This window comes from Colwellia sp. C2M11, assembly GCF_018860915.1.
Taxonomy (GTDB): Bacteria; Pseudomonadota; Gammaproteobacteria; order Enterobacterales; family Alteromonadaceae; genus Colwellia.
This window is the reverse complement of sequence record NZ_JAHKQD010000009.1, coordinates 277265-301908: the sequence shown is the minus strand read 5'-3', so window position 1 is coordinate 301908 and position 24644 is coordinate 277265. Positions and strand designations below refer to the sequence as shown.

The window sequence follows — 24644 nt, the reverse complement described above, 5'->3', positions numbered from 1 at the left end:
AAATATTTTAGCTTATTTAAGAGAAGACATGTACTTCACTAGCTCTTCAATATCGCTTTCTGATAGTTTTATTGCAATATTACGCATCATGTTATTTCTATCGTTACTACGACTACCTTCTCTAAAGGTTAGTAATTGCTTTTTCAAGTAATCTGCATTTTGACCCGCAATAGCAGGAAAACCAGCTTGTGCCATACCTTTACCTTCAATACCATGACAAGCGATACAGGCTGTAACACCCTTTTCAACATCACCACCAAAATAGAGTTTTTTACCTTTAGCACTTGTCTCACCAGTACCATCACTCATTGTTTGAACGGCAAAGTATGCAGCTAAATCATCCATATCTGTTGAACTTAAGCCCGCAACCATACCCGCCATTACAGGATCAACACGTGCACCTGATTTAAAATCAGCTAACTGTTTAGCTAAATAATTAGCACTTTGACCTGCAAGTTTAGGATAAATTGCTATCGCACTATTACCATCAGTACCATGACAAGCAACACACATTCCTGACTTTTCTTGTCCTGCTTTCACATCACCAGCATAAATAGCTTTAGCAGAGGTTGAAGTTACAACTTCTACGTTACCTGCTGCAGTTGGTGCTACAGCAGATGTATCCGTTGTTGCTGCAGCAGCTGCTTTACCACTACGTGGTTGACTTGAAAAGTATGCAGCTAAGTCAGCCATATCTTGCTCAGATAGATTAACAGCCATTGGTGCCATCATCATATCCGTTCTGGTGCCAGCCTTAAAGTCAGTTAATTGTTTAACTATGTAAGGAGCTTTTTGTCCAGCAAGGTTTGGATAAATAGGCGCTATACTGATACCGGTAGCACCATGACATGTGGCACAGATAGCTGATTTACCTTTACCTGCTTCAGCATCGCCTTCTACAGCCATTGCTGTATTGAGCATACTCGCTCCTAACAAAAGTGAAAATAATATTTTTTTCATTGAATTGCTCTCTGCTTGTCGTTAACTAAACTTTTAATGTTAAATTATGATTGAGTTTATTTTTACAATAAATCTTAAAAAGTGACGGCATTTTACACTAATCTATCCTGTGTGTAACACCATCTGATAAAAATTCCTTGAAAAAACGTACTATTTAGCATATTTGTTCATCATTTTTATAAGAATAACGTTATAATAGTGTCAGATTTTTTATTAAGAGTTAAGTCCTTGTCTTCTACCACTATACATTTAAGCAAAGCTACCTTTACCATCAGTGCGCCAGATATTCGAAGATTACCTGAAGATAGTGGTATTGAAGTTGCTTTTGCAGGCCGCTCAAATGCAGGCAAATCAAGCGCATTAAATACGCTAACTAATCAAAAAGGTTTAGCACGAATCAGTAAAACCCCTGGTCGTACTCAACTGATTAACGTTTTTGAAATTGGCGACAATAAACGTTTAATTGATTTACCCGGTTACGGTTTTGCTAAAGTCCCTTTAGAAATGAAGAAGAAATGGCAAAAAGCATTGGGCGAATATTTAGAAAAACGCGAAAGCCTTAAAGGCCTAGTTGTACTAATGGATATACGCCATCCATTAAAAGACTTGGATATGGACTTAATTCAGTGGGCTGCTGATAGCGACTTACCTGTTTTAGCTTTGTTAACTAAAAGTGATAAATTGTCTCAAGGTAAGCGTAGTGCTGAAGTGCTAAAAGTAAAAAAAGCCTTAGCACCACTAAATGCTGATATTAAGGTTCAAGCATTTTCATCATTAAAACGTACCGGTGAAGAACAAGCAAATAGTATTATTTGCGATTGGTTTCTTGAAGAGCCAGAAGAATAAACTAACCTAAAAAATTAGCTATTATCAATATTGATAAATAATTGTTCTAATAATTTGGGTAGTAAATCATTATCTTCTAAAAACTGAATACCAACACTCACAACACCTTGATCGTTTCGACTATTACATACCCGAGCTGATATTTTTATTTCAGCTCCTGTTTGATCTTGTAAACAAACAAATATTTTCCGTTGATTCACATTAGTCGCCAAGCTAGTACTCTTAAATAAAAAACAACAGCCTTTAAGAGATATATCCGCGATAGCGCCAAGTATTTTCATTTCTTTATTAATATTATCTTCTTCGATCATAATAGCTGCAGGAATATGAATACTTGTTCTTTGCTGCACTCTTAACTGACGATTTTCTATCTTGTTAGGGTAAGCGATAAATAAGAGTTTTTCAGGAAACGTTGAAATGTTTTTAATCACTGACTTAAAAGCACAGCACTCTCCTTTGTCACCTTCTAATAGGTAACGCACAATAACAACATTGCCCTCAACCAACACATCTTTATATTGCGAAGTACTAATGACTTTCGGGTATTTCAATAAAATATATTTACCAAATTCATAACCGACTAAAGTCAATTTCAAACGAACAGATACAGGGTGGTTTATTTGCAAATCCATAGTTTTACCTGGCTGCAATTCAAATATTTGAGGCTTACTATTTATATTGAGACCTGACATAGTATCTTGTACACATATTCTTAAAGTATCTAAAAAATAATATAATCAATAAAATCATAATATACAATAAGTAAGTGAGTGCTAATTAGTTAGGGATACAGGCAGGTATTTGATATTCAATTAAATACTGTTGTCATATTTTAGACAAAAAAAACCAGTAGCAATGCTACTGGCATATGTAAGCTATGGGGAAGCTAGAATAAAATTATTACAATAAGTGTCCGCTAGGAACATAAATTATTATAGAGTATCCACTCTATAAATGTAAAGTATTAATAGTATAAATACTCTATTTTTATTTGTATAAATTTAATACAAAATAGTTATGCTATCTGCGCTGCCATAACTGAATTTTATTGCGCCCTACGCACAAACATTAGGCTCTTAGGCATTAGCTAAGGAGAATGATTGCACGCTGAATAGTTCTTCCGTAGAATCTGCCACGCGGTTATATTAGCCGCATACATAATGTTTTAATCTCAGGGCGGGGCGAAATTCCCCACCGGCGGTAACTTACAAAAAATCACTCCTGATTTATTTTAAGATAGCCCGCGAGCGCTCTTATTCGTTTTATTTAGTGATAGGAGGTCAGCAGATCTGGTGTAATTCCAGAGCCGACGGTTATAGTCCGGATGAGAGAGTTTAAGACAATCCATTTTTTTAACCATCAGTTAATGCGCTTGCTCGCATGATTACTGAGGGTTAGACGAATCGTTTGTTTACAGAAAATTATTTCTGTATCTCTTTGCGCCCTGATTCTGGTAACTAAAAGAGGAAATTTACCATGAGTCAGTCACTACTTAGTCAATTTGGCACATCCCATGAAAGGGTTGAGTCTGCAATCTCCGCACTTCAATCCGGTAAAGGTTTGTTGTTAGTAGACGATGAAGATCGAGAAAACGAAGGCGATCTTATTTTTTCAACTCAACATCTCACTCAACAACAAATGGCGATGATGATCCGTGAATGTAGCGGTATAGTTTGCTTAGTTTTAGAGCAGGATGATGTCAAGCGACTGAAGCTACCGCAAATGGTATTAAATAATACCAGCCGTAATAAAACCGCATATACAGTTTCAATTGAAGCAAAACAAGGTGTTACAACAGGCGTGTCGGCAGCTGATAGAGTTCGAACTATTCAAACAGCCGCCGATCCAGATAGTACTGCGGATGATCTGAATACTCCTGGTCATGTATTCCCTCTACTTGCTGATTCAGCGGGTGTTCTTGCTAGAAGAGGCCATACAGAAGGGACTATTGATCTAATTAAACTGTCAGGATTACATTCGAAAGGAGTTTTATGTGAATTAACTAATGAAGATGGAACAATGGCAAGGTTACCTGAAATATGTCAGTTTGCTTTAAAACATGAAATGATAGTTTTGAGTATTGAAGACATAGTTAACTATCGTAATGTGCTTTTGAATATGGCTAGCTAGATCTTTTAAAGCCACTTTAAACAGTGGCTTTATCCTTTGTATCACAATGAAAATAACATAACCAATTGAGCTAAAATAAATTTATACTTAATACATTAATTTATACAATCTAACTCAAGCAATACCCATCAAATTATCAACTACAGCAAAGATTTATATATAGAGCTGAACACTACCGCCAATATTCTTATAATAGCTGTCTTTAAATGAATAAAAAGGTTTATGACTTCAACGGTAAATAAACTTTCGCTTGTAAGCCGCCCGTCTCTTTATTAGATAATTCAACTCTTCCGCCATGTGTATCAACAATACGTTTAATAATCGCTAACCCCAAACCACTTCCTTCTGTACCACGAGCTTTATCCCCTTGCGTAAATGGCTGGAATAAACGATCAATATCACTATCTGGAATTCCTTCACCTTCATCACTTACTATAAAATACGCATAACTTTTATCATGTCCGGTAATAACTTCAATATCACCTTGAGTATAGCGAAGTGCATTTTGAACTAAATTTGCTAACGCGCGTTTAATGGCGACATGACGTAATGGTATTTCAGGACAATCATTAGCAGTAAAAACAATGTGTCGATCGGCTGGTGTTTCAACATTTAATACTTCAGCGACTAAAAGATTTAAATCACCTAGCTCCGCCTTATCTTTGGAGCCATGGCGAAGATAATCAATAAATTGATCGATAATATTATTCATATCATCAATATCATTTTCAATACCTTCTTTGAGAAAATCATCAAGCTCCGACATCATTTCTGTTGCCAACCTAATTCGGGTTAACGGTGTACGTAGATCGTGAGAAATACCAGCCATCAATAAGTTACGATCGTTCTCTAATTGTTTGATTCCTTTAGACATATGATTAAAGGCTTGCGTTACAGCCATAATCTCTGTAGTACCATGCTCGGTTAACGGCTCAGGAAAATTACCTCGACCAACTTCTACAGCCGCTCTTTGTAGTGACTTTAGAGGTCTATTAAGTTGCCTTACAAATACCCAGCCACCTGCGACACTGAGTACGCCAATAATACCGAGAAAAAAGACCAGTGGAGAAAAGTTAGCTTCTTCTAACCCCATTAATGGAATTTTAACCCATAGGTTAGGAGCTTGAGGTGGACGAATCCAAAATAGATATTCGTCCCCTTGAGATATTCTTACTTCAGCAGGACCACCGAGTAATGCTGACATTTGCTCACTGCGATAAGGGTAATAACCAGCAGATGCTAAGCCTAATCTTAACGCATCTTCTTCCCGGTAAACCCCTATGCCCGTTTCATGATGAAAAGCTTCAGCCATTTTAGGGCTTAGACTTGCATCATTCAAATCGATAAACACAACCCGAATTTGTTTCGCTAATAACTGATTTATTTGCTGTTGATTAGGCTCTATTACATACAAGGCAAAAGAGATATAAGAAACAACTTGGTTTATAAATAATAAAAAGCCAATTAATAAAACAGTTTGGCCAAAAGCGCTACGGGGCAATACCTTCATGAAAAACCTTCAATGCGCAACTAAAATCTCACTTACAACAACTAGCCTTTAGTATGTGGCTATAAAAATACTAAGCTGACGTACCATCAGGCACGAAAACATAACCTAAACCCCAAACTGTTTGTAAATATCTCGGTTTAGCTGGATCTTGCTCTAACATACGACGTAATCGTGACACTTGCACATCAATACTACGTTCAAGTGCTGAGTAATCACGTCCACGCGCTAAATTCATTAATTTATCACGAGATAATGGTTCTCTTGGGTGGGTAACCAAAGCCTTCAATACCGCAAATTCACCACTTGTTAATGGCATACTAACATCACCTTTTACCATTTCACGAGTGGCTAGGTTGAGCTCATATTCTCCAAAAACAATATTATTTTCAGCCATAGAAGGAGCACCTGGCGCTTCTTGTATTCTACGACGTAATACCGCTTTGATTCTAGCTAAGAGCTCTCTCGGATTAAAGGGCTTGGGCATGTAATCATCAGCACCAATTTCTAAACCAATAATGCGATCAACCTCATCACCTTTTGCCGTAAGCATGACAATTGGAATATTATTATTCTGTTGACGTAAACGACGACAAATTGATAAACCATCTTCACCTGGTAGCATTAAATCTAACACTAACAAATGAAAATTCTCTCGCTCAAGCAATCTATCCATCTGTTCAGAATTAGCAGCACTACGAACAACATAGCCCTGTTCAACTAAATAACGTTCCAATAATGAGCGCAAGCGCATATCATCATCGACCACTAAAATTTTTTGGGTTTCTTGGGACATTTTATTCTCACAAAAATATTTGCTTTCTATTAAAATGACTATAAGCGATATAGCAACAAATTAAAAAGAAGGATTAGTAAATGTTTCAGGGCATTTGTTACAATTTATGACTATGTTGAAACCACTTCAAGCCAGTCTCTGGTTTTTTATTCTTTTAGTCATTATTGTAAGTAATTGATTGCCTGCGCAGAAACACATTGAGTAAAACTTTTTTGGCGTTCACTTCGAGATAAAGATTTGATAGTTTTTTCCACTAACGCCATTTTCTGTTGCCGTTCAACATCAGGTAAATGTGCCAACTGTTCATGAAAACAACCCAAAAGCCCAAAATTCAAAGCGACTTCAGACTGCATATTATCTTCATTAAGACACAGCACTAACTTCTCTGCCAAGCGATTTTTATCCATATTTAAAATAAGATCATTAAGTTTATAATTAACCGGCTCAACTTTACGTGCTTGATTACAGGCATATAACATATCAGCTACCGCCACAATTGGCATTAATTGTTGATGCTGCTCGCTAAAGGTGTCCTTTAACCAAGTATTATGCTCGGCTACAGCGTTTTTTTCTGCTACATCATCTTGCTCTGCCTTAGCCGAAAAAATAATTAAAAACAGTAATATATATAAAATAAATGGTGATATTTTCATTCGTAAATTTAGTTTACCTTGCCAATGTGAATATTAGTATACCGCTTCTATTTGAAGATGCTAGTTTCGAATAATGGATTATTACTTATTGCTATATTTAACGCTTTCAATACATAAAAAATGATTCACTTTTCTCTTTAAAGCAAAAAATTAACGTTTTATTTACATAATAATGCAATTTTTAAAGCATAATTTTAATTTTTGTCGTATATTCAACATTGTAGAGATTAACGTATGTCATCGCTCACGTTAAGCCCTACAAATTTTATTAGGAAAGCTAAAAAAGTGAAATAAATGAGCCTTGGCTGCACTTTTAAAACACTATGAATAAACTAGGATGAAAATTATGAATGCAGAAGAAATAATTGAACAAATGACGCAAATGACTTTACTTTACGGTCCAAAATTATTGGGCGCTATCGCGGTATGGATCATCGGTGGATGGATAGTAAAAGGTATTGGTGGCGCATTTAAAAGCACATTAAGCAAAAGTAAAACTGATCCATCATTAATACCTTTCTTAACAGGTATTGTTAATGGCCTGTTAAAAGTAATGTTAGTTATCACTGTCCTAGGCATGTTAGGCATAGAAATGACTTCGTTTATTGCTATTCTTGGTGCTGCTGGTTTAGCTGTGGGTATGGCATTATCTGGTACATTACAGAACTTTGCTGGTGGTGTGATGATTCTTATCTTCAAGCCATTTAAAGTGGGTGACTTTATCGAAGCTCAAGGTTATTCAGGCTCTGTATCTGAAATACAAATTTTTAATACTATTATGAAAACCCCTGATAATAAAACAATTATTATCCCTAATGGTGGTTTATCAACTTCATCAATGATTAACTATTCAACAGAAGAAAAAAGACGTGTTGATTGGACTATTGGTATTGCTTATGGTGATGACGTAGATAAAGCCAAAGAAGTAATCAAGAGATTATGTGATGAAGATTCACGTATATTAAAAGATCCTGCTGTATTTATTGCTGTTTCAGCATTAGCAGACAGCTCTGTTAACTTTGCTGTTAGAGCATGGGTTAATGCGCCTGACTATTGGGGCGTACACTTTGAATTAAATGAAAAAGTATATAAAACTTTTGAAAGCGAAGGGCTAAATATTCCTTACCCACAAATGGATGTTCACATTCATAAAAATGATTAATAGATAACTAATATAGCGACGAACAACACTATATAAAATAATTATCTACAACCTGCTTAAAAGAGCTATACCATTAATTTGGCTAGCTCTTTTTTTTATTGTGAAAACTGCCAGCTAAGCAGCAAAGATAATTGAAGAGCAATATTGACGATCATAAATACTGCTCTACATAAAAATATCCACAAATGCTGATTTGCATATGATACTGGTGGCATTATGACGAATGTTGAATTAAAAGGTCGTTTAGTAAAACTGACAAATAAAAAACAATAAAAGCTAGCCAAATTAACTATCTGCGATTAAAGCTAAAACTCGCCTCTTTAATCACTTTACCTGACTCATCAACTGGTGTCGTAAAGAACTCAACATTAAGTTTGTCCTTATCATTATCAAGCGTGATGTGCGCGTATCCCCAAACAAAGCTTTTCGACCATAATAATTCATACTCGGGATAACGCTTTTCTTGTTGCTCGGCAAACGGGGTATGTTTACCACGCATTTTAGAAGCTGCACCACTAATGATTAAGGGTAGTGGCTCCATAGTTTTATCAGTATATTTTGAACAGTCATCAGTTAAAAGTTCTAAGTCATGCTCATGACCTGCAATATATGCATCAGCATTTTTACATAATGTTGGTAAAAGTAGTTCGCGCAAAACATGACCTTCACTATACTTTGTGCCACCAATCGACCAAAGAATATGGTGCCCATATACCACCTTCCACTTAGCGCTTGATTTCTCTAATCCTTCTTTTAACCACTGAAGTTGTACTTTGTCTTCGCCATTAACAGGGCTCTCATGTGGCTCTGCGATATCGAATTCACCTAATCCTTTAGCTTTAGCTTCTGCCATACTCATTTCACTGCCATCAGGCTTTAATGGAATTTCAAAAATAGGATTCGCAGCTAATAGCATATTGGTATCTAAAACAAAAAACTCAACATCATTACCTGGCGTGCCCATTTTGTATTGATAATAACCCTTTTCATCTAAATGGAAATTAGCCTGTTCCTCCATCCACTCAGTTTGAAGCGCAACACCTTTACGTGATGTTTTCCAATCATGATTACCTAGAGCTGAATAAATTATCATTTCTGGATTTTCATCAATTAATGGCTGTAAAGGTTTTAAAATAAGATCATTCATACGTTTTTCATCGTCTTTACCATCATCAGCATCAGCGCCATCAGGGTAGATATTATCACCAAGCTGAATGGCAAAATCACACTTTCGAGTTCTACAAGTTTCAGTCATTGCTTTACCCACGGCTAATGCACCACCAAGCTCCGTTGTTATTTCAGTATTCGGATAAACATATAAAGGGGCGTGGTTAAATTCTGCTAGCGGACGGTAGTCTTCCAACCAATCGTCTCTTTCTTTGGCAATAAACTCTGCTTTATTTCTTGGATTTTTAATATGCTTAATTTTCGGATAGTCATGATGATAACCACCATCACCAAAGGCTAAGAATGAAATATTTTGATTTTGGTTAGCCTTATCTTCAACGCTATTATTTTGTATATTAACTTCTGATAAATTAGTACGGCTTTCAGCGCAACCGACGATTAATGAACCCGTCATTACTGTTATCGCCAATGCTTTAGTAAGCTTTACATTTCTTATACACGTTTTTCTAACGAAATAAGTGATTCTATTTAACATATGTATGCCTTTCGATTATAAAATATAATAGCCGAGCGCTAATACTCGGCTATTATGGATAACGGTTGTTTTAAAAGTGTTTTTAAATTAAAGCGATGAAATAGTGATACCCAATTCAAAGGTACGGCCATATTGCTCATATTGATAATTATATTGTTTCGCACCATGGTAAATATACATTGGTTCATCTGTTAAATTTGAGGCATTAAAGTAAAATTGAACGGTATCAGAGAAATAATATTTGCTGCTAAAATCCACTTGTGTATGCGCGGCTTCATATACGGCAACATCATTTTCATTGAATTGAAATGTTTTACTTTTATAACTCGTACTTAAACGTGTACTAATTTTGTTATTTTCATAACCCAGCGTAATATTCCCGATAACATCTGACTGATTTGGTAAAGCATCATCAGCGTCAACCAGAGTACCATTAGCACCCAATAAAAGACCTGAATCAAAGCTCTTATTCCATGCTAGCTCCAACCCAATTAATGAAGCTTCTCCACCATTAATTGGCTGAATGACTTCTTCAAATCCATCCCAACTACCATTGTCTTCAACTTCACTTAATACAATAAAGTTACCAATATCTTTATAAAAAACACCTGCAGAAATTACCCCTATATTTTCTGGATAATATTCAATCGATGCGTCAATATTTTGTGACTCATAAGGCGCTAAATCAGGGTTACCTACTTCTGCTTTGCGTTCTATTTCAGTTACGCCATCCTCTTCCGTAATTTCAGTTTCAATTAATTGATACGCAGCTGAATCACCAAACGTTGGGCGCGCAATAGTCTGAGTATAAGCAAAACGTGCAATTAAGTTATCACGTATGCTGTACTTAACGTTCAAACTCGGTAGTAAATAATCATAATCTTTTGATACATTCCATGTTTCAATATTTGGAATTTCAGTATCGTTAACGTCATCAACCACTAATTCAACCCGGTTACCTGTCGTTTCAAAATCAGTACTTTCATAACGTAACCCTGTCACTATTTGCCATTTTTCAATATCCAAAGTCATCATGGCATATAACGCAAAAACATCTTCGCTACTCGTATATGAGTTAGCACGTGTTTCGATGTCAGATTCAGTTTGATTCAGTGCGAAACTACTTCTATTGGCTTTAACATAATCTTGTATACTTTGTTGAGATAGGCCTGGACCAAAATCACCTAGGCTGTAATCAACTGTACCACTGTTAAAGTTTTCAGCCGTTATATCACCAAAATCACCATCGTAAAGTATTGAGTTAGCACTTTTCTCTTTTTCACGACTGCGATATTTACCACCCAACTTGAAAGCACCATTATTATTTTGCCAAACAAAGTCTTTCGTTAGATCTAGACCTATACTAACTTCTTCATCTTCTGAGTTGTTATTTTCATAAACAACTTCATCCATTTCAAAAATATTTAAATCATGAGCATTAGCGGATTGTGTTAATACTGGGCTATCATTTGAAGTGGTATAACCCAAATCAATATCTTCACCAACAAACGTGACATCCATTCTATCGGGTTCATTTTCACTCGATTTTGAATAACCTAATTGATACTCAACTAACCAGTCATTTAGTTGATTTTCACCGCCAGCAACCATTGAAAGGATTTCTTGCGTTTCATATCGATCTTTAGTGTCTCGCTCTAATTCAGCATTACTGTATTGCGCAGAATTACTTGTGTATGAATTCAAAACCCCTTTATCGAGCTTAAATTCTTTACGTAGTCGATATTCATTATCCGAGAACTCACTATAAAAGCTGCGTAGGTAATATTTGTCTGTGGCTGAGGCGTATAAATCAAGATTTAATGCTGCACCAAAACGTTCACGCTCAATAGTATAAGAACGCTGCTCTATTTCTTCTGCACCAAATATTTCTATATCGTCACCATTAATATCTTCAACTTCAATGATATTCCAGCCACCATCAGTTTCACTGTTTTCAGAGCCAAAAGAACGTTTGAACCATGATAATGCACCAGCAACACCTAGCTGCATACCATCATTAAGTTGATAAACATCAGAATAACTTCCAGAAAGTTTAGGGCTCGCCTCACTGACTTGCTCATTGTATGAGCCTTGAGCTGTTAAGCTATAATATTGACCTTCACGATCAAATGCGCTTAAACTTTTTACTTCAATTGAGCCACCAACAGCATTAGCATCCATGTCTGGTGTTACTGTTTTACTAACTTCTAAGCTAGCAATTAATTCACTAGGAATGACATCCATAGCAACACTACGTACACCTGCTTCAGGTGACGGTACATTTAAACCATTAATGGTGACATTATTTAAATTAGGATCAATTCCTCGAATAGCAACAAAACGACCTTCTCCTTGGTCACGCTGAATTGATAAACCCGGTAAACGTTGTAATGCTTCAGCAGCATTTTGATCAGGTAATTGGCCAATACCATCAGAGCTCACAACTGATAGTTGGCGATTTGCATTTTTCTTTCGGTTTAATGCACCAGCTTGACCAGCACGTTGACCATAAACAATCATATTATCTATATTACTGTCCGTTGCACCAATAATATAATTTTGACTTGCTGCTTGTTCTGCCGTTATCGTTAGTGTTTTTCGTATCTCTGCTGTACCAAGATAATTAATCACTAAAGTATACTGACCTTCAGGTAAGTTAGAAAATTTGAATGAACCATCACGCTTACTTACTGTGGATAAGTTTAATTCTTCAATTTTTATTGAGGCACCTTCAAAATAAACACTGTTCTTAGCATCAGTAATACGGCCTGAAAAATCAGTTTCAGCGAAGACTGATCCTGAAGAAATCGCCATAGTACTCGCTAATACAGTACTTAATATTGCTTTATTAAGGGTGGATAATTGGAATTTTTTATCGGTATATTTCATGTTTTTTGTCTCATGGTTATAGTGTTATTTTTTTGATGGTGCTACTTTTTAATGACGCTACGGTAAACAAAAAAAATGACATAAATATTTCACTCAACTTTTAAAACAAGCGAACCCACAAAATATCGCGAATTTTCTCCTATTTCTTAATGAAAAAATAACAAAATGAGCTGAAATGACCCCCATCAGTATTTAAGAAAATCGAGTTCTGCTTACTAAACGAAAAGTACATCATCACAAGAACGACTTAAATACCCTTATTTTCGTGCCATAAACATAATAACGGTCATAAAAGTGTCACTTGTTTGAGCTAAAATGACCCTACTCTGGTTAAAAGTAGATATATTTGTGTACACAATCACTTCATCACAACTCATAAAGCACTAAGATTATGAACTTAGATTTGTTTAGCTTTCATCGTTACTTGTTCATTGTCTTGCTTTTGGCTATTGCTAGCGTTGCCACATTTACTTTTCAACTAGGTGAACTAAAAGAATATGCCAACATTGATTTTTTTGATGTACTTGGCGAGGGAGGTATAACCTTAATAACACTTGTTTGGGTGTTTTTTATATTAATTAGTCGTCCATCAGGAAAGGTTACTAACTTACTTTTCACCGGATTAACACTCACCCATATCTCGATGTTACTCGACTTTCTTGATGAATTTTTACTTTATCCTGAAGATAATACTTGGCTAACAACTATTGAATCACTGCCAGCGCCTATTGGTATGCTAATTATGTCTATCGCACTATACCAATGGCACCTAGAACAAGTAAGCATTAACACACAACTGCGAAAAACTGAGCGGTATTATCGCGACCACAGCCTGACTGATTTTGTTACCGGTTTATACAGCGCTAAATATATGAAAACGCAATTGCAGCGCGAAATAGTGAACGCAAAAAATGTAAATTTCAATGACTACAACCTAGATAAAAATGCGCAAAAGCAAATGCTCACATTCACTTTAATGCTTATTGATATCCGTCAATTTGATCAATTTAATCGTAAACATGGTGATAACCAAGGCAATATATTGTTACGTGAAATTGCACAAATTATTCTCATGAACTTACGAGATAATGACTTAGCCTGTAGATATGCAAGTGATTGTTTTATTGTATTAATGCCAAATACTGACACGAAAACTGCTGAGCAAGTTGCTCATCATATTGAAAAATCTATTGAGCACTTAGCCTTTAAAGTCGGCTCCTCTACTACAGCTAATTATCAGCATGTCGCTAGTTGTGTGATGAGCTTTAATGGTAAGGAAGATCACCTAACGACTTTAGAGCAGTTGAACGAGCGTATGAGAATAACTAAACAAAGATTACACCAGCAACAGCTAATTAAGGAAGATGTAATAACACAACGAGATAACGCTGCAACCCAAAATACTATAATTGGTTTAGACCCGGTTCAATTAAAACAACAGACCAATAAGTGTATGGTTAATTAATGAAAACTTTCGACCGAGATGATGATGTTATTCTCTGTCGTCAATTTGTGGTAGCTTTAGTTGATTTAGCCAAACAAAGCGGCGTACACCCTGATAGAGTATTAAAAGGTACTCAGTGCTTCTATTCAGATTTAACGATGAGTAACACACTAATTTCAACGAAAGAATTTCTTACTATTATCGACAATGCTGTAAAATTGACCAAACGTGACGATTTAAGTTTTATTTTAGGGCGTAAATATTTTTCCAGCCAATTGGGCGCTTTGTCTCAAGCTTTACTCAACTGTAAAAACATTGCTCACATGATAAAGCTGTGTCAGTTATTCCAATTTCAACTATTCCCCTTTTTATTTTTTACACTGATTAAAAGTCGTAGAAACAACGAAATAAAAACACATTTACTACTCAATAGCGCTATCGGTTCTTTAACCGATAACCAAGAACGTTTTCTTTATGAATTTGTATTGAGTGCCTGTACGGGCGCACTAAAGTATCGTTTCGGAGAATCAATTCCAGTCACCATCCGATTACCTTATGAAACAGTTGAGCATATAGAGCAATATCATGTAAATATTGGCAGTAAACCTTATTTCAACCAACCACTTGCCATGTTAAGTATCGATGATAAATGGCTTTATCATTCTATTGATGACTGTAGTTTATCATTAAAAAAACTTGCTATAACCGAAGTAAAAAACAATCAAAAAAATAAGGTATATATAGGTTTTACACAAGCTGTATGTCAGTTTATCCATAGTAATTTAACTTATAATACATGCAAGTCATGTAGTGCTACTACAGATATTAGTTTACAAAGCTGCGCACAATACTTTTCAGTGAGTCCTGCTACATTAAAGCGTAAACTTGCTCAACATCACACCAATTTCCAACAATTACTAGATAAGATGCGCCGCCAACATGCTGTATTTGCAATAATAGAAAACCAGCAAAGTAATGAGTGCATTGCCTCAAGCTTAAAGTTTAATGACATACCAAACTTTAGAAGAGCTTTTAAACGCTGGACCGGGTTAACGCCTAGTGCTTTTAGAGAAAATGAACAATATTCGCTGTTAACATAAACGTTAGCTAATAATTATTCTTTGATATTTTTTGCGAAATAAATTTTAGCTTGCTCAGTAACTTTAGGTGCTAATAACACCGTAGATATCATTGTTGGAATAGCCATTAACGCATACATGATATCAATTAAATTAATAACTAATGCGAGTGAAGACACTGCACCAACAATAATTAAACAAAGATAAAACCACACATAAGCTTGCTCAAAGCGTTTACCCAATAAAAACTCTGCACATTTACTGCCGTAATACCAAAAGGTTAACACCGTACTTGTACTCAGAAAAAATACCACTAACGTTAATAGATAACCGCCAATATTTGGAAATGCTTGTTCAAATACGTGTGCTGTTAAACTCACACCTGTTAGTTGTAAATCTCCAATATCTGTAACTAAAATAGCTAAAGCAGTACAAGTACAGACAATTAAGGTATCAACTATTGGTCCAAGTGTAGCAACTAGCCCTTCACGTGTTGGTTCATTTGTTTTGGCAGCACCATGCGCCATTGATTCAGTACCGATACCCGCTTCATTAGAAAAAGCACCTCGCTGCACTCCAATTAAAACCACTGAGCCAATAAAGCCACCGGCCACTGATGAGCCACTAAAAGCACCGACAAAGATCGAAGCAAACGCACTAGGAATAGCAGAGAAGTTCATAACTAATACCCCTAATGTTAAAATAAAATAACAAATAACCATAGTTGGGATGACACTACTGGTAATTTTAGCTAACCGTTGTAACTTCCCCATAACAATATAAGTAATTAAAATACAAAGAAATAATCCTGTTACTAAATCAAAAGTAAAATGTTCATTCGCACTAGCAAAGCCATGAGGAATAGCGACAACATCGCGTAGCACTTGTACCAACTGGTTTATTTGAAAAATAGGTAAAGCACCAAACATTCCTCCTAAGCAAAACAACCAAGCTAAAGGTAACCATTTTTTGCCTAACCCTTCCCGAATGACATACATAGGGCCACCCTGAATGCGACCACTGCGATCTAATCCTCTATACTTTACCGCTAAAGTTGCGGTATAAAATTTTGTTGCTATGCCAACAAGCGCGGTTATCCACATCCAAAAAATCGCGCCTGCACCACCAATAGTAATAGCAACAGCCACACCAGCAATATTTCCTAATCCCAAAGTACCTGATAAGGCAACTGTTAACGCTTGAAAGTGTGTTAAATCGCCAGGTGCTTTTTCTTCGGTTGAGAATTTACCTGATGTTATTTCAACAGCGTGCTTTAAATACCGATAAGGTAAAAAGCGACTATGAAATACAAAAAAAATGCCACCTCCCACGAGTAAAATAACAAGGGGCAACCCCCACATAAAAGCTGCAACATTGCCAAGGAAGTTAGTTAATTCAGTCATATATAATTGATTTTATTTTAGTTTAATTTGATTAAGTTAATTAATAGTTTTTATATCAGGGAGATTTCACTTTACTTACACGCTATAGTAACAAACTTTGATCTATTTCATGGTATGCATCTGCAGCATTAATTAGTGAATTAGCGGTTAAATTAGGCACACCATAGACAATTGTTTTAACAGAAAATTCTGTTCTAATATGTTTTAATAGCAAATCAAAATCACCATCGCCAGATAATAACACCACCGTATCAATACCTCCGCTTGCCGCTGCCATCAAGACGTCAATCGTAATACCAACATCCCAATCCCCTTTAGCTGAGCCATCACTACGTTGAATAAAGGGCTTTAGTTTTACATCAAAGCCAATATGTTTTAGCGCTTTTTGAAATTTATGCTGTTGATCGTCGCTACGTTGAATAGCATAAGCACTTGCTTGCACTATATCCCCTTGCGCCATTAATTCTTGCCATAGTAATCGGTAGTTAAATTGCCGATGATAGCTATCTCTAGTGGTATAATAAATATTTTGTACATCAACAAAAATAGCAATTTTTTGCAAAACATTTCCTTTAAGGCGTTAATTAAATTAGTTTACAAATCAACCAGTAAAATAACATAAACACTTGTTACTGTTACAATATAACGTTAAAGTACAAACAAGGTTACAACAAATTAGCACATGGTTTAGGAATAAGGTATGCCTTTCGACAATAACTATCAAGTTTCATCTAATTTTAGTGAACTTACTCATGACTTTCTTTCAAACCATTTAATTCCACCTACACCAGCAAATTATGCCGTAATCTACCTTTATATTAGTAATGAAAATGAACTATTAACGGCAGCAATAGATCAAAAAATCAAGCAAAATACACCTATCATGGCTGACTTTCTAGCAGATTTATTTAAACGTTTTGTTTCTTTTAGCGAGCAAATTGATAGTACGGTAATATCGCCTTTTGAAGAAGTATTAAGCAGTACCTTAGAACAGATAAGTTTACAGGTAGGCAATGAAGATAAAGTAACCACCAGCCTACATAAACTAAAAATTATTTTGTCGGAAAATAAACATCATAAATCACTTAAAAACATAGTGAGTTATCTATCTGACACAATTAATAATACCAAAGAGCAACACCACGAATTGTCAAAGAAACTATCAACAACTCAGCAAGAAATTAACCAATTAAAACAAAAGCTTGAATCATCAAGGCAGGAAGCATTAATAGATTCCTTAACTGGTTTATTAAATCGCCGTGGTTGTGATGATAAACTACAAGCCTTGGATTTTGCTCAAACACATTCATCACTTGTTATCGACATAGATCACTTTAAAAAGATAAATGATAATTTTGGTCATTTTATCGGTGATAAAGTTATACAGCGCATCGCTAAAATTATTAAAAATAACCTTACTGAAGAAGATCTTGCTGTACGTTTTGGCGGAGAAGAGTTCTTAGTAGTGATGACTAACAAATCGATTATTGAAGCAGAAGACGTAGCAGAAAAAATTCGTATTTCCATTGAGAAAGTAAAATTAATTCACCGAGAAACAAACGAGCCCCTCCCCCCAATTTCTGTTTCTATCGGTATCGCACAAAATAATAATGCCTCCGATTGGTCAAGCCTATTTAAAGAAGCTGATAATGCTCTTTATCAAGCTAAAAAATCAGGAAGAAATCGCTGTATTTGCGCATAAAACTACGAGTTCATCAGCGTTATCTTGAACTGGTTTAAGTATAAATGTTAAACTGGCGCCTCTGAATTTCCTACACAATTAATAGTAGCAGTCATGACATCTGTTTTACGTTCTTTTTTTTATTTATTATTAAAGTTTCCCCTTCGTTTATTCTTACGCAGCAAAATTGTATTAGATGCCGAAACAGCCGTTGAAACACCTACTCAGCCTATTTTTTATATTGTTAGCCATCAATCTGCTAGTGATTTATTAGCACTACAAAAAGCATGTAAAGATCAAAACTTACCTGATCCTTTAAGCAAAATAAAAATAAACAATAAGCTCTTCGAACGTACTATATGTTTGGCAAAACCTACGTCACTTTTCGGATTCAAACGTAGAAAAACGCAAGCATTACAGCAAGGGTTAGCCATATTAAATGAACACCACATTGATAAAACCCTTGATGGTCAGCTTATTCCAGTAAATCTTATTTGGGGACGTATTCCTACCAAAGAAAAAAATAATGCGAATGTGTCTTCATTATTGGCAGAGCAAGCTTCTCCAACTTGGCTGAGAAAGTTTTTTATCGTGCTATTTTTAGGTCGTGATAATTTAATACGCTTTAGTGAAGTACTGTCTTTACGAAATATGTCTGACAACCACGGAAACGATAAAGATACCGCCCATAAATTACTACGTGTTGCCCGTTTCCACTTCCATCGTCAAAACATAGCAGCTAAAGGCCCAAGACTGATTCATCGCGAGCAAATGTTTACTGCTTTATTCGCTAATCCCTCAATAAAACGAATAATTAAAGACGAAGCAAAAAATAAAAACATCAGCCCTGAAAAAGTAAAAAAACAAGCTTTGGCTATGATGGAAGAAATAGCTGGCGATTATAGTGTGTCATTAGTACGCCTAGGCGAAAGAATCTTACGTTGGTTATGGGGCCGATTATATACAGATATAAAAGTAAATAATTCCCAAGTCTTAAGAAAATTAGCACAAGACGGTCATGAGATTATTTATGTTCCCTGTCATCGCAGTCATATGGATTACCTACTACTTTCTTACGTTATTATTCAAGAAGGCTTAGTAATGCCACGTATTGCGGCAGGTATTAATCTAAATTTCTGGCCAGCTGGCGCTATTTTCAGAAAAGGTGGTGCATTCTTTATTCGCAGAAGTTTTGCTGGCAACCGTTTGTATTCCACTATTTTCCGTGAATATTTAGGCTTACTTTTTGAACGAGGTTATGCTGTTAAATATTACACCGAAGGCGGCCGTAGTCGTACAGGACGACTATTACCACCTAAAACAGGTATGTTAGCCATGACCATTCAAAGCTTATTACGCGGTATTGATCGCCCATTAACGTTAGTGCCGGTCTATTTAGGTTATGAACATGTCATGGAAGTTGGTACTTACCATAAGGAATTAAGTGGTAGTGAAAAGAAAAATGAATCGATCTTAGGTGTACTTAAAGCCATTAAAAATTTACGAAATTACGGTAATGGCTATGTTAATTTTGGCGAACCCATTAATATTAATAATTATTTAACGGAACAAGTACCGCACTGGAAAGATGCGATAGATCCTATCGATCCACAGAAACCCAATTGGTTAACGCCAACGGTAAACGATATTTCAAACCAGTTAATGACTAACATTAACCAGTGTGCTGCACTTAATGGTGTTGCCCTAGTCGCATTAATTTTGCATGCCAGTGAGAACAAAGCGCTTGCAAAACATGATTTAGAAAAACACTTAGATTTCTTTCTCAAGATTCAACGAGAAGCGCCTTTTAGTAAAGAACTGACCATACCAGAAGAAAATGGAGCCGACTTACTTGCCCATGTAATATCGCTCAATAAAGTAACTATTTCTGAAGATAGCTTTGGTACGATTATTTCTTTAGACAGCTCTGCCAGCCTAGAAATGCGCTATTACCGCAATAATATTTTACACACCTACGCACTAAGTTCGTTAATATGCCGATTACTAACGCATAATAGTAGAATATCTAACGAGCAAATAGTTAGCCAAAGCATCAACTTATTAACAACATTGAAAGAAGATTTGTTCTTATGGCAAACACCTGAACAAATTACCGTACAAGTTAAAGAGCTGCTAACCACTCTAGAAAGTAATGGTGTAATTAAGCACACAGAATCAAATTTTTGGGCATTAACAGAAGATACAGAGTTACTAAATCAAATTCACTTAATGGCTGAATGTATTGATGAAAGCATACAACGCCTCGCGATCATTACTTCTTTAGCAACACGATTAGCGCCATTAACAAGACGAGAATTAGAAGAAAAAGTTGTCGCTATTGCCAAACGTTTAGCCGTTTTAAATAATATTACAGCACCTGAATTTATTGATAAAAAGTCTCAATCAACCTTAATAAATACTTTGCGTGAGCAAGGTTATTTAGCATTAAATGATGATGGATTACTCGTTGTATGTCCTAATATGACAGAACTTAAAACGTCAATTACTAATTTAGTCTCGATTGAAGTTTTACAGAGTATTGCGAGATAATCATAAATGATCTTAAGCTAAATAACTTAATTGAGTTATTTAGCTTAGCAGTACAGACCTAGTGCTGGTTAGGAGTGAAAGTTAATCTAACTATATAAAGTTTAGTTAACAGCCTATGCAAAATAGAGTTCGGTTAGCACCCTTTAATTTTACTCGGCAATTGTCCCTAGCTCTGTTGATACTTGTTCTATACCTTCTTTAGCAATCTTATTACTTAATTCTGCTTGTTTACTGCTTAACAGAGAAATACCCTCAACTACCATATCAAATGCTTTCCATTCACCTGTTTTTTTATTTTTTCGCATTTTAAAAATAACATCAATTGTCGGACTATTTAACTCAACTATTTGCACTTTAATCCCTACAATTTTTTTCCCTACAACTGACTTTTCAGGTTCAAATACAATTTCTTGATTTTTATATTGCATCAAAGCTGTTGCATAAGTTCTTGATAAATAGCTACGCATAGAATCAACGAATTGCTCTCTCTGCTCTTTAGTGGTGTTCTTCAAATGCTTGCCCAAAATACGATATGACGCATATCTATAATCTATTGATGGCATCAACTCTTCTTCAACAATATTTTGCATTACTTCAGGCGACTTTATAATTTCCTGCTGGCTAGCCGCAATGCGATTAAATAGTTTATCGCCCACCTTCTCCAAAATAACATAAGGTGAAGATTGATCCATTCCATAAGATAAGGTTGACATAGAAAATATTACTAAAAAAATCACTATGGAATTTACTATACGTTGCATTTTCTGCTCCTGAAAAACTCTATTAATTTAATTTTGTAGCTACACTCAACCACAAACCGACCGTTCGGTATATTCAATGAGCGAAGAATATCACCGACCGATCGGTTTGTAACTATTTATTTGTACTATTTTTGAAATTTATGCGAGAAAAGATGAAAAATATTATTAATGTCTAAACATGTTGAGCGTTGAACTACTTTCTCAACGCACGAATATAAACACAAAGTTCTAACATCACTTGTTGAAATAAAGATTTATTGCGTGAACCTTTACATAAGGTTGTCGCACCATAAAAAGTGGCGACAATAAAATAAGCAACTTGGGTTAATGTTATATTATCGCGCAAATCACTTTTTACTCGCCCTAAAGACTCAACCATTAGTTGATTGAGCTTTTCTTGCATTGTTAATATGCGTAAACGAAAACCTTCATCAACATTTGCCATTTCTTCACAAAGGTTATTCAATGGGCAACCGCAAACAGCTTCACTACACACCATAGCATCACACATTGACATAAAAAAATCACACAAACCTTCAATTGGGTCTTCATGACTCAATGCCGGTTGCCAAGTATCTAAAAAAATAGGTATATATTTCTCTTCAAAAACGGCATAACCCAATTCAAGCTTATTAGTGAAATGATAATACAAAGCACCTTTCGATATCCCACAACGATTAATGATGGTAGACAAGCCAGTTGCTTGAAAGCCATGTAGGTGAATTTCATCAGCAGCTACAGTAAGTATTTTTTCACGTGTTTGTTCAGCATCGCTCATGATTACGGCTCTTAATATTGATAATTTGTTAACCACTGGATATTAACAAACCGATTGGTCTGTTGCAAGAAAGATGTAATACGGTAGTTATTTTTTAGAATGATAGAAAACTATGATATTAGTTGGAGAAGTTCACAGTACTACGACAAAATCAGAGTTTTACCAATAAAACACAAGTATTAAAAATATATCAAGTTGCAGAGCATATAGCGCTTTTAATCTCTTATTATCAATGTTATAAACTGACAAAATATATACTTAAAGGATTAATTGTGAAAAAAATACTATTGATAACCTGCCTACTTTTGTCATCTAACAGCTTTGCATTAGAGCTTGCTAAATATCCAATAGAACTTAGCTCGGGTGATGGTGTTAATGTTATTATTGCACCGACAAAAGACAACAAACAAGCGCTAATAAAAGTAACTGGTATTAATCATGAAATTGATGACATTACATTTTTAACCGATTTTAAACCTCATGGTAGCAACAAGGCATACAAATATACTTATGACGGTTCTGAGCGTAGCTTAGTCACTGTGAGTGAAGGCTATCGTTGTTGCTCTTATACTCTTTATATACCAGAAACACGAGATGGCACCTACTTATCACAAAAAGAAAAGTCAGATCCTGGCATAGTTGCAGGTTTAAAAGCCCAATATGAACAACAATTAAGCCAAAATATTCAAGCTACGTTAGCTAATTTTAATCGCGAAAAACACTTAGGTTATCAACAGAAAAAAATCGCTGCGGCTAATAACGAAATTGTTAAACAGTGCGGCTTAAAAATAGAAACAGCTGTTGATTGGAAAGCCATTAATGATGATACATTAAAAGATTACGCTGTAGGTTCATTTTGCGCACAGGTAGCTACTGAAATGGCAGATATGTGTGAAAACAATCAAGGCTTTAAAAATGATATCGCTCATATTGATGCTATTGAATGTCAATTTACTGATCAGTTAAAACTGCGTCAAAACGGTAAGACTCTAACATTCAAAACAGCACCTAAAGCCCCTAATCAACGTCAATTTATTCAATCTTATTTATTAAACTTATAAAGAGTTTTTAACAATCCGTTAAACTTTATTTTAACGGATTGTGCTTGCTCTTACAGAAGAAAAATGAGTAATACTAATTCTTATTTTACTAAATAAAATTACTTTTATCGTAAATACAGCAATTAAAAACTAGTTGTAAATACGCCAAATTTAATATTAACAATGCTAATAGCACTTAACTGTGCCTACTTTATTCTTTGAAGATACCTTTTGTACTCATTATGTAAAAGCCATATTTTTCAGTTTTACTGTCCAGAATAATCAACGACCTGTGATTGCTTTTTAGTATCACTGGGATATTCATTAAAAAATTTAAAATAGTCTTGTGCAAATCGACCTTGATTGACAATCCCATAACTTTTGGTCAACTCAGCAATCGTTTTTGTTTTATCTTCTTTTAACGTTATATGAATTTGCTGTAGCCTACGTGTAATTATATATTGTTTCGGTGTCATACCAATAATTTGCTTAAAACTATACTCCAAGGTGCGAACGCAACAAAAACTGGCTTTTGCCAACTCAGGAATTGTCATCTTAAAATCATTAGTTTTGTGCATATAATTTAATGCTCGACTAACAATTTCAAATTGTCGGGGTTTCCTGATACTAGAGATAGTCAGATTGGTTGAGCTTAGTGATAATAAATCACATAATAAGTGAATAATAGTTTCTTGTGCATCTATAACCGATTGATAATTGAGTATATGTCTATTATTAAGTAAACTATCAATTGTATGACTTAAATTATTTAATGTATTGATATTACTAGAAAAACCTTGGCTATCAAAATACTGATAGTCAAGTACCTCTTTTAAAATACTTAAATTTTCACTACCGTAATAACTAGCCAATTCTTCTGAAGAGATAATAACCACATAATATTTAGGATAATGCTTAGGAATCCTAGTCAAGATTTCTTGACCCTGTTTAAAAACTAAAGGTTGATTAGCTAAAAAACCTTTACCATTTACAAGTAGGCCAGTAGCTCCTTTATAGGGGATAACAATATAAAAACAATCTTCTGTTATTCGAGCATGAAATTGTACAGAAGTGTTAATAAACTTATCACTTATTATTACTTTAGGTAATTCAAATTGTCGCTGCTGACACGAAAAAATTCCTGGGGATAGTTGGGTGGCATATACGTCCATATTTATAAGTACTTTACGGTACTCATCGATGGAATAAAACTCTAAATCTGTCACATTGGTTAATTATAGTTACTTAAATTTTGTACTAAGAAACTATCCATATAGCCTAACTAAGTCAACAGCAGCCAGT

20 protein-coding genes and 1 riboswitch are annotated in these 24644 nt (G+C 35.2%); of the genes, 8 read left to right on the top strand and 12 right to left on the bottom strand.

From position 1 onward, the window contains the following. Positions 1–12 precede the first annotated feature (12 nt). Positions 13–921, bottom strand: a complete 909-nt coding sequence (locus KO509_RS03240) for a c-type cytochrome (protein WP_252727352.1) — start codon at positions 919–921, stop codon at positions 13–15. A gap of 267 nt (positions 922–1188) precedes the next feature. Between KO509_RS03240 and yihA the strand changes: the two genes are divergently transcribed. Beyond that, positions 1189–1806, top strand: coding sequence for a ribosome biogenesis GTP-binding protein YihA/YsxC (yihA, locus tag KO509_RS03235; protein WP_215971844.1), 618 nt, complete (start codon positions 1189–1191; stop codon positions 1804–1806). Positions 1807–1820: 14 nt separating this feature from the next. On the opposite strand, the gene KO509_RS03230 is transcribed toward yihA, so the two are convergent. Next, positions 1821–2498, bottom strand: coding sequence for a flagellar brake protein (locus tag KO509_RS03230; RefSeq protein WP_215971843.1), 678 nt, complete (start codon positions 2496–2498; stop codon positions 1821–1823). Positions 2499–2969: 471 nt separating this feature from the next. Further along, positions 2970–3146: riboswitch (FMN riboswitch) on the top strand. Between the two features lie 136 nt (positions 3147–3282). On the opposite strand from KO509_RS03230, the gene ribB reads away from it, so the two are divergent. Next, complete coding sequence (gene ribB, locus KO509_RS03225) at positions 3283–3936, top strand: 3,4-dihydroxy-2-butanone-4-phosphate synthase (RefSeq protein ID WP_215971842.1); 654 nt, start codon at positions 3283–3285, stop codon at positions 3934–3936. Between the two features lie 220 nt (positions 3937–4156). Here the strand turns inward: ribB and envZ are convergent, their stop codons facing one another. The 3 genes from envZ to KO509_RS03210 all read right to left on the bottom strand — a co-directional run bounded on the left by envZ (position 4157) and on the right by KO509_RS03210 (position 6892). Beyond that, entirely contained in the window at positions 4157–5446 is a 1290-nt protein-coding gene (envZ, locus tag KO509_RS03220; protein ID WP_215971841.1) for a two-component system sensor histidine kinase EnvZ, read from the bottom strand. Between the two features lie 70 nt (positions 5447–5516). Then, positions 5517–6239 (bottom strand): two-component system response regulator OmpR, encoded by a 723-nt coding sequence (gene ompR, locus KO509_RS03215; RefSeq protein ID WP_215971840.1) that lies wholly within the window; start codon positions 6237–6239, stop codon positions 5517–5519. A 161-nt stretch (positions 6240–6400) separates the two neighbouring features. After that, positions 6401–6892, bottom strand: a complete 492-nt coding sequence (locus KO509_RS03210) for a hypothetical protein (RefSeq protein ID WP_215971839.1) — start codon at positions 6890–6892, stop codon at positions 6401–6403. Positions 6893–7238: 346 nt separating this feature from the next. Between KO509_RS03210 and KO509_RS03205 the strand changes: the two genes are divergently transcribed. Next, a complete protein-coding gene (locus KO509_RS03205; RefSeq protein WP_252727350.1) occupies positions 7239–8054 on the top strand; it encodes a mechanosensitive ion channel domain-containing protein in 816 nt (271 codons plus the stop codon). 289 nt (positions 8055–8343) lie between these two features. On the opposite strand, the gene KO509_RS03200 is transcribed toward KO509_RS03205, so the two are convergent. Continuing rightward, on the bottom strand, positions 8344–9717 hold the full coding sequence (locus tag KO509_RS03200; protein ID WP_215971837.1) for a metallophosphoesterase: 1374 nt from the start codon (positions 9715–9717) through the stop codon (positions 8344–8346). 87 nt (positions 9718–9804) lie between these two features. Continuing rightward, positions 9805–12531 (bottom strand): TonB-dependent receptor, encoded by a 2727-nt coding sequence (locus KO509_RS03195; RefSeq protein ID WP_215971903.1) that lies wholly within the window; start codon positions 12529–12531, stop codon positions 9805–9807. Between the two features lie 466 nt (positions 12532–12997). Here KO509_RS03195 and KO509_RS03190 point away from each other — a divergent pair, with 466 nt between their 5' ends. Together KO509_RS03190 and KO509_RS03185 are read left to right on the top strand one after the other, a co-directional pair. Next, a complete protein-coding gene (locus KO509_RS03190) occupies positions 12998–14071 on the top strand; it encodes a diguanylate cyclase (RefSeq protein ID WP_215971836.1) in 1074 nt (357 codons plus the stop codon). Continuing rightward, positions 14071–15150, top strand: coding sequence for an AraC family transcriptional regulator (locus tag KO509_RS03185; protein ID WP_215971835.1), 1080 nt, complete (start codon positions 14071–14073; stop codon positions 15148–15150). The genes KO509_RS03190 and KO509_RS03185 overlap by 1 nt, the downstream gene beginning before the upstream one ends. Before the next feature lie 14 nt (positions 15151–15164). On the opposite strand, the gene KO509_RS03180 is transcribed toward KO509_RS03185, so the two are convergent. Then, the gene (locus KO509_RS03180; protein ID WP_215971834.1) at positions 15165–16532 is read right to left on the bottom strand and encodes an alanine/glycine:cation symporter family protein; all 1368 of its coding nucleotides are present in this window, start codon (positions 16530–16532) and stop codon (positions 15165–15167) included. Positions 16533–16614: 82 nt separating this feature from the next. Continuing rightward, positions 16615–17094 carry an NYN domain-containing protein gene (locus tag KO509_RS03175; RefSeq protein ID WP_215971833.1) on the bottom strand — a complete coding sequence of 160 codons (480 nt, stop codon included), beginning with the start codon at positions 17092–17094 and terminating at the stop codon, positions 16615–16617. 138 nt (positions 17095–17232) lie between these two features. On the opposite strand from KO509_RS03175, the gene KO509_RS03170 reads away from it, so the two are divergent. Continuing rightward, entirely contained in the window at positions 17233–18234 is a 1002-nt protein-coding gene (locus KO509_RS03170) for a GGDEF domain-containing protein (protein ID WP_215971832.1), read from the top strand. Between the two features lie 93 nt (positions 18235–18327). Then, on the top strand, positions 18328–20763 hold the full coding sequence (gene plsB, locus KO509_RS03165) for a glycerol-3-phosphate 1-O-acyltransferase PlsB (protein WP_215971831.1): 2436 nt from the start codon (positions 18328–18330) through the stop codon (positions 20761–20763). A 149-nt stretch (positions 20764–20912) separates the two neighbouring features. Here plsB and KO509_RS03160 read toward each other — a convergent pair whose 3' ends face one another. Continuing rightward, positions 20913–21524, bottom strand: coding sequence for an ABC transporter substrate-binding protein (locus tag KO509_RS03160; RefSeq protein WP_215971830.1), 612 nt, complete (start codon positions 21522–21524; stop codon positions 20913–20915). Between the two features lie 193 nt (positions 21525–21717). Next, a complete protein-coding gene (locus tag KO509_RS03155; RefSeq protein ID WP_215971829.1) occupies positions 21718–22302 on the bottom strand; it encodes a TetR/AcrR family transcriptional regulator in 585 nt (194 codons plus the stop codon). 272 nt (positions 22303–22574) lie between these two features. On the opposite strand from KO509_RS03155, the gene KO509_RS03150 reads away from it, so the two are divergent. Further along, positions 22575–23363 carry a hypothetical protein gene (locus KO509_RS03150; RefSeq protein ID WP_215971828.1) on the top strand — a complete coding sequence of 263 codons (789 nt, stop codon included), beginning with the start codon at positions 22575–22577 and terminating at the stop codon, positions 23361–23363. 245 nt (positions 23364–23608) lie between these two features. On the opposite strand, the gene KO509_RS18255 is transcribed toward KO509_RS03150, so the two are convergent. Continuing rightward, the gene (locus tag KO509_RS18255; RefSeq protein ID WP_215971827.1) at positions 23609–24568 is read right to left on the bottom strand and encodes an AraC family transcriptional regulator; all 960 of its coding nucleotides are present in this window, start codon (positions 24566–24568) and stop codon (positions 23609–23611) included. Positions 24569–24644: the final 76 nt, after the last annotated feature.

Excerpts from the sequence above, each read along its gene's own strand:
- KO509_RS03160 (WP_215971830.1), bottom strand. The coding sequence starts at position 21,524 with ATGCAACGTATAGTAAATTCCATAGTGATTTTTTTAGTAATATTTTCT.
- envZ (WP_215971841.1), bottom strand. The coding sequence starts at position 5,446 with ATGAAGGTATTGCCCCGTAGCGCTTTTGGCCAAACTGTTTTATTAATT.
- KO509_RS03200 (WP_215971837.1), bottom strand. The coding sequence starts at position 9,717 with ATGTTAAATAGAATCACTTATTTCGTTAGAAAAACGTGTATAAGAAAT.
- KO509_RS03190 (WP_215971836.1), top strand. The coding sequence starts at position 12,998 with ATGAACTTAGATTTGTTTAGCTTTCATCGTTACTTGTTCATTGTCTTG.
- KO509_RS03155 (WP_215971829.1), bottom strand. The coding sequence starts at position 22,302 with ATGAGCGATGCTGAACAAACACGTGAAAAAATACTTACTGTAGCTGCT.
- KO509_RS03180 (WP_215971834.1), bottom strand. The coding sequence starts at position 16,532 with ATGACTGAATTAACTAACTTCCTTGGCAATGTTGCAGCTTTTATGTGG.
- KO509_RS03185 (WP_215971835.1), top strand. The coding sequence starts at position 14,071 with ATGAAAACTTTCGACCGAGATGATGATGTTATTCTCTGTCGTCAATTT.
- KO509_RS03240 (WP_252727352.1), bottom strand. The coding sequence starts at position 921 with ATGCTCAATACAGCAATGGCTGTAGAAGGCGATGCTGAAGCAGGTAAA.
- ompR (WP_215971840.1), bottom strand. The coding sequence starts at position 6,239 with ATGTCCCAAGAAACCCAAAAAATTTTAGTGGTCGATGATGATATGCGC.
- ribB (WP_215971842.1), top strand. The coding sequence starts at position 3,283 with ATGAGTCAGTCACTACTTAGTCAATTTGGCACATCCCATGAAAGGGTT.
- KO509_RS03195 (WP_215971903.1), bottom strand. The coding sequence starts at position 12,531 with ATGGCGATTTCTTCAGGATCAGTCTTCGCTGAAACTGATTTTTCAGGC.
- KO509_RS03230 (WP_215971843.1), bottom strand. The coding sequence starts at position 2,498 with ATGTCAGGTCTCAATATAAATAGTAAGCCTCAAATATTTGAATTGCAG.
- plsB (WP_215971831.1), top strand. The coding sequence starts at position 18,328 with ATGACATCTGTTTTACGTTCTTTTTTTTATTTATTATTAAAGTTTCCC.
- KO509_RS03210 (WP_215971839.1), bottom strand. The coding sequence starts at position 6,892 with ATGAAAATATCACCATTTATTTTATATATATTACTGTTTTTAATTATT.
- KO509_RS03170 (WP_215971832.1), top strand. The coding sequence starts at position 17,233 with ATGCCTTTCGACAATAACTATCAAGTTTCATCTAATTTTAGTGAACTT.
- KO509_RS03205 (WP_252727350.1), top strand. The coding sequence starts at position 7,239 with ATGAATGCAGAAGAAATAATTGAACAAATGACGCAAATGACTTTACTT.